The sequence below is a fragment of the Sphingomonas bacterium genome, assembly GCF_903643035.1.
Classification (GTDB): domain Bacteria; phylum Pseudomonadota; class Alphaproteobacteria; order Sphingomonadales; family Sphingomonadaceae; genus Sphingomonas.
This window is the reverse complement of record NZ_CAHJWW010000223.1, coordinates 1-4560: the sequence shown is the minus strand read 5'-3', so window position 1 is coordinate 4560 and position 4560 is coordinate 1. Positions and strand designations below refer to the sequence as shown.

Genomic DNA, 4560 nt, shown 5'->3' with positions numbered 1-4560 from the left:
GGCGGGCGCGATCGCGGTGCAGGCGGGACGGACGGTGTCCGTGCCCGCGGAGCCGGTCGCGCAGGTGGTGGACACGACGGGCGCGGGCGACCTGTTCGCGGCCGGCTTCCTGCGCGGGCAGGCGCAGGGCTGGGGGCTGGAGAAGTCGCTGAAACTGGGCGCGGTGTGCGCGGCCGAGATCATCTCCCACTACGGCGCGCGGCCGCAGGTGGACATGGTGGAGCTGGTGGCGACGAAGCTGGGATAAGCGATCGCCATGCCGTCACCCCAGCGAACGCTGGGGTCTCCTCGACCGGGATAATCGTCCCGCCGTTCAGGGAGATGCCAGCGTTCGCTGGCATGACGGCAAAAGTTCACACACGAAAAGCTGCAAGGCGCAGCTATTTGGCAGCGTGCGCGAACGCCGGATTGTCCTCCAGATCGTCGACGCCGTTGCCGACGTTGCTGTGGCTGCGGCTGTAGCCGAAATAGACCAGCAGTCCGGTCGCGCCCCACCCGAACAGCACCATCTGGGCGACGAACGGCAGGTACAGGTACAGCCCGACGCAACCGACGATCGCCAGCGGCGCGACCACCCAGACGAGCGGCGTGCGGAACGGGCGGTGGCGCGCAGGGTCCGTCCGGCGGAGCACCATCACCGACACCGCGACCATCGCAAAGGCGAACAGCGTGCCCGAGTTCGAATAGTCGGCGAGCTTGCCGACCGGCAGGAACGCCGCCGCGAGCGTCACGACGATGCCGGTGAAGGCGGTGACGACATGCGGCGTCTTGAACCGGGGATGGACGCTGGCGAGCTTGGCAGGCAGCAGCCCGTCGCGCGCCATCACGAAGAAGACGCGGGTCTGGCCGAACATCATCATCAGCACGACGGACGGCAGCGCGACGAACGCGGCCAGGCCCATCAGATTGCCGATCCGCGCCCAGCCGACGACGCGCAGCACATGCGCCAGCGCCTCGTGGCTGCACACCAGCGGCTCCGTCGCGCCGCCGGCGACGATCGCGGCGCACCGGGCGGCGAGCTCGGGCGAGCCGGGCGGGAGGATCTCGCCGGCCAGCCCCGTCACCGGCTGCGCGCCGATCGCGCCGATCGCGCCCGCCGAGACGAGCAGGTAGAAGACCGTGCAGATCAGCAGCGATCCGATCAGGCCGATCGGCACGTTGCGCTGCGGATCGCGCGTCTCCTCGGCGGCGGTCGAGACCGCGTCGAAGCCGACATAGGCGAAGAAGATCGACGAGGCGGCGCCGACGACGCCGATCGTGCCCCAGCCGTTGGGGAGGAAGGGGGTGAACTCGGCCGTCCTGAGCGTCGGCACGGTCAGCGCGACGAACAGCGTGAGCGCCGCGACCTTCACCGCGACGAGGATCGCGTTGACCCGCGCGCTCTCGGTGGTGCCAAGGATCAGCAGCCCGGTGACGAGGACGGAGATGACGACGGCGGGCAGGTTGACGATCCCGCCCTCGCTGGGACCGACGGCCAGCGCCTGCGGGATCGCGACGCCGAACGTGTTCTTCATGAAGCCGACGAAATAGCCCGACCAGCCGACCGCCACCGCGCTCGCGCCCACCGCATATTCGAGGATCAGCGCCCAGCCGACCATCCACGCGAGCAGCTCGCCCATCACGGCATAGGTGTAGGTGTAGGCGGAGCCCGCGACCGGCACCATCGAGGCGAGTTCCGAGTAGCACAGCGCCGCGACCGCGCAGACGAAGCCGGCGATGACGAATGAGATCATCATGCCCGGCCCGGCCTTCTGCGCGGCCTCGCTGGTCAGCACGAAGATGCCGGTGCCGATCACCGCGCCGACGCCGAGCATGGTAAGCTGGAACGCGCCGAGCGAGCGTTGCAGTCCCTTCTTCTCGGCGGTGGCGATGATCGCGTCTAGGGACTTCACGCGGTCGAAGATCATCAACGTCTCCCCAGGGTCGCGGTCGCTCCGCCCCCTGCCGTCCGAGCCTAGCCGCAAAACGGGGTCGCGCAATCCCCTACCGTGCGCGCGCTCGCGCCGCGCCTTGCGCGAGCATCGGCCCGAGCGGGGCGCCGCCGAACAGGTGGACGTGCAGGTGCGGCACCTCCTGCCCGCCCGCCGCGCCGACGTTGGCGAGCAGGCGATAGCCGGGCTCGACCAGTCCGGCGGCCCGCGCGACCGTACCGACCGCCCGCACGAAGCCCGCGATCTCCGCATCGCTCGCGCGGGCGGAGAAATCGTCCCACGACACATAGGCGCCGCGCGGGATCACGAGGATATGCACCGGCGCCTGCGGGGCGATGTCGCGGAAGGCGACCGCGTACTCGTCCTCGTGGACGATGGTCGCCGGGATCTCGCCGCGCAGGATGCGCGCGAAGACGTTGGCGTCGTCATACGGCAGGGTGGCATCGACCGGCATCGTTCAGTCCCCCGCGCGCGCGGCGGCGCGGCCGGCCTTCTCGTCCAGCCCGCCGGTCCCCTCGCGCCGGGCGAGTTCGGCGCGTACGTCGTCGAGGCGGAGCCCGGCGTCGGCGAGCAGCACGAGCAGGTGGAAGACGAGGTCCGCCGCCTCGGGCACGATCGCGGCCGGATCGTCGCCCATCGCGGCGATAACGGCCTCCACCGCCTCCTCGCCCAGCTTCTGCGCGATCGCCGCGCGGCCCCTGGCCGTCAGGCGCGCGACGTAGGACGCATCGGGATCGCCCGACCGTCGCCCGCGGATCGTGGCCTCGATGCGGTCGAGGAGGTCGGGCGCCGGGGCAGGAGTCGGATCGGGAGTCGGGTCGGGCATCGGCGCGTCGGTGGCGCGGCGCGCGCGCGGGGTCAATCCCGCCCCCAGTCCCGCCTGTGGCCCCGCCTGTGGCCCCGCCCGTGATCCCGCCTGTCGCGCCGTCCGTCGCCCCGCCTGTGACCGGGATCCGCCCGATCCCGGAACCGCGCCCGCAACGCCCGCCGCACGACCCATATCGCGAGCGCGGCGAGCACGAACAGCGCGACGTCCGACGCCTCCGGCCCGCTCCGCACGCGCGCGACGCCGCTATGGCCCGATGCGACGGCGAGGAGGAGCGGGATCATGGCCGCATCATGGCGGAACGGGATGGAGAAAGCGTTGCCGGCAAAGGCCCGACCGTCCTGGAGGGCTCAGGACCGTCCGGCTCCCGTCGCCGATCGGGGAACGTGACCGCTCGCCTGCGCCTCCGGGCCGGCGGGCAGGCGATCCCGCAACAGCGCGCGCAGGCCGCGGACGATCGGCGCCTCCACGAGGAGGTGGAACGCGACGGCGAGCATCGCGATCGCGACGACGGCGGCGGCGCACAGCGCCCAGCTGACGGGAGCCGGACGGGCGGGGAGCTGCAGGAGTTGTCCGAGCGCGATCGGATGCAGCAGGTAAAGCGAATAGGAGGCGGCGCCCAGCAACAGGACCGGGCGGCTGCGTAGCGCCCACCCCGCGTGTTCGGCGATGACGAGCCCCGCCAGGACGATCGCCGCCGGAACGCCCCAGGTGAACACGCGGCCGATACCCTGGTAGTCGTCGGGATCGTACCCCGTCAGGCGGGGCAGGACGACCAGCAGAACGAGACCAAGGCCCGCCGCCGCCAGGCCGACGGCACCGGACACGCGACCGGTCGCCGCCGTGCGCCCGACGAGGAGGAAGACGATCAGGCCCATCGCGAACTCGAGCAGAAGCGGCCATGGCCCCGACGTGCCCGGCAGATGCAGGAAAGCCAGCGCGACCAGCGCGCCCAGCGCCAGCCAGCATGCCCGGCCCGCGCCGAACCGGAGCGCCAGCCAGAAGAGAAGGTAGAAGGCCAGTTCGTACACAAGCGTCCACGCGACGAAGATCAGCACCGGGCGCCCGCCCGGACCGGGCAGATAGAGGAGCGACTGACCGATCCAGGCCGTCGCGCCCGGCACGTCCATGGCTCGAAGGGTGAACAGCCCCGCGATCAGCGTGGCGATCCAGTAGGCGGGCAGCACGCGGATGAGCCGATGCTTCAGGAAGTCGTGTGCGCTCCGGCTCGCGCTGTGTGCGATGATGAAGCCGCTGAGCACGAAGAAGAGGTCGACGCCCGCCGCCCCGACCCGACACGGCAGCGCGGTGCCGGGCAGCAGCCCGACGTGGAAGACCACCACTCCGATCGCGGCCAGCGCCCGCAGGCCTTGCAGGTTGGTGAGCATCGCATGCCCCTTCGTCCACGGGACTCCAGCTTGGGCCACGTCTGCCCGGGAAGCAACTCGAAGCCCCGACGCGTCGGTCGCGGCGGATGCGACGTCCGGCCATCGGCGGTACCGGCGAGGGAAACGCCTACCCCGTCCGCACCGGCACCCCCGCCGCCGCCAGCGCCGCGCGGGCGTCGGCGATGCTCGCCTCGCCGAAGTGGAAGATCGACGCCGCCAGCACGGCGCTCGCATGGCCCTCGACCACGCCCGCCACCAGGTCGGCGAGCGTGCCGACGCCGCCCGACGCCACCACCGGCACGCTCACCTCGTCGGCGATCGCGCGGACCAGCGCCAGGTCGTAGCCGCCCTTGGTGCCGTCCTTGTCCATCGAGGTGACGAGCAGCTCGCCCGCCCCCAGCTCGGCGAGGCGGAC

7 protein-coding genes are annotated in these 4560 nt (G+C 71.8%); 1 reads left to right on the top strand and 6 read right to left on the bottom strand.

Going from position 1 to position 4560, the window contains the following annotated elements; genetic code table 11:
• Positions 1-247: PfkB family carbohydrate kinase (locus tag HUV01_RS12425; protein WP_254606617.1), on the top strand; the 247-nt coding region annotated here is incomplete at its 5' end.
• A gap of 133 nt (positions 248-380) precedes the next feature.
• Here the strand turns inward: HUV01_RS12425 and HUV01_RS12420 are convergent.
• The 6 genes from HUV01_RS12420 to HUV01_RS12395 all read right to left on the bottom strand — a co-directional run.
• A complete protein-coding gene (locus HUV01_RS12420; protein ID WP_174298553.1) occupies positions 381-1907 on the bottom strand; it encodes an amino acid permease in 1527 nt (508 codons plus the stop codon).
• Between the two features lie 76 nt (positions 1908-1983).
• Positions 1984-2385, bottom strand: a complete 402-nt coding sequence (locus HUV01_RS12415) for a histidine triad nucleotide-binding protein (protein WP_174298552.1) — start codon at positions 2383-2385, stop codon at positions 1984-1986.
• A gap of 3 nt (positions 2386-2388) precedes the next feature.
• Positions 2389-2757 carry a phosphoribosyl-ATP diphosphatase gene (locus HUV01_RS12410; protein ID WP_174298551.1) on the bottom strand — a complete coding sequence of 123 codons (369 nt, stop codon included), beginning with the start codon at positions 2755-2757 and terminating at the stop codon, positions 2389-2391.
• Positions 2758-2789: 32 nt separating this feature from the next.
• The gene (locus HUV01_RS12405) at positions 2790-3041 is read right to left on the bottom strand and encodes a hypothetical protein (protein ID WP_174298549.1); all 252 of its coding nucleotides are present in this window, start codon (positions 3039-3041) and stop codon (positions 2790-2792) included.
• 66 nt (positions 3042-3107) lie between these two features.
• Positions 3108-4145: an acyltransferase family protein gene (locus tag HUV01_RS12400; protein ID WP_174298550.1), complete on the bottom strand. Its 1038-nt coding sequence runs from the start codon at positions 4143-4145 to the stop codon at positions 3108-3110.
• Between the two features lie 127 nt (positions 4146-4272).
• The coding region (locus HUV01_RS12395) for a HisA/HisF-related TIM barrel protein (RefSeq protein WP_254606615.1) at positions 4273-4560 on the bottom strand (288 nt) is incomplete at its 5' end.

Excerpts from the sequence above, each read along its gene's own strand:
- HUV01_RS12415 (WP_174298552.1), bottom strand. The coding sequence starts at position 2,385 with ATGCCGGTCGATGCCACCCTGCCGTATGACGACGCCAACGTCTTCGCG.
- HUV01_RS12410 (WP_174298551.1), bottom strand. The coding sequence starts at position 2,757 with ATGCCCGACCCGACTCCCGATCCGACTCCTGCCCCGGCGCCCGACCTC.
- HUV01_RS12400 (WP_174298550.1), bottom strand. The coding sequence starts at position 4,145 with ATGCTCACCAACCTGCAAGGCCTGCGGGCGCTGGCCGCGATCGGAGTG.
- HUV01_RS12405 (WP_174298549.1), bottom strand. The coding sequence starts at position 3,041 with ATGATCCCGCTCCTCCTCGCCGTCGCATCGGGCCATAGCGGCGTCGCG.
- HUV01_RS12420 (WP_174298553.1), bottom strand. The coding sequence starts at position 1,907 with ATGATCTTCGACCGCGTGAAGTCCCTAGACGCGATCATCGCCACCGCC.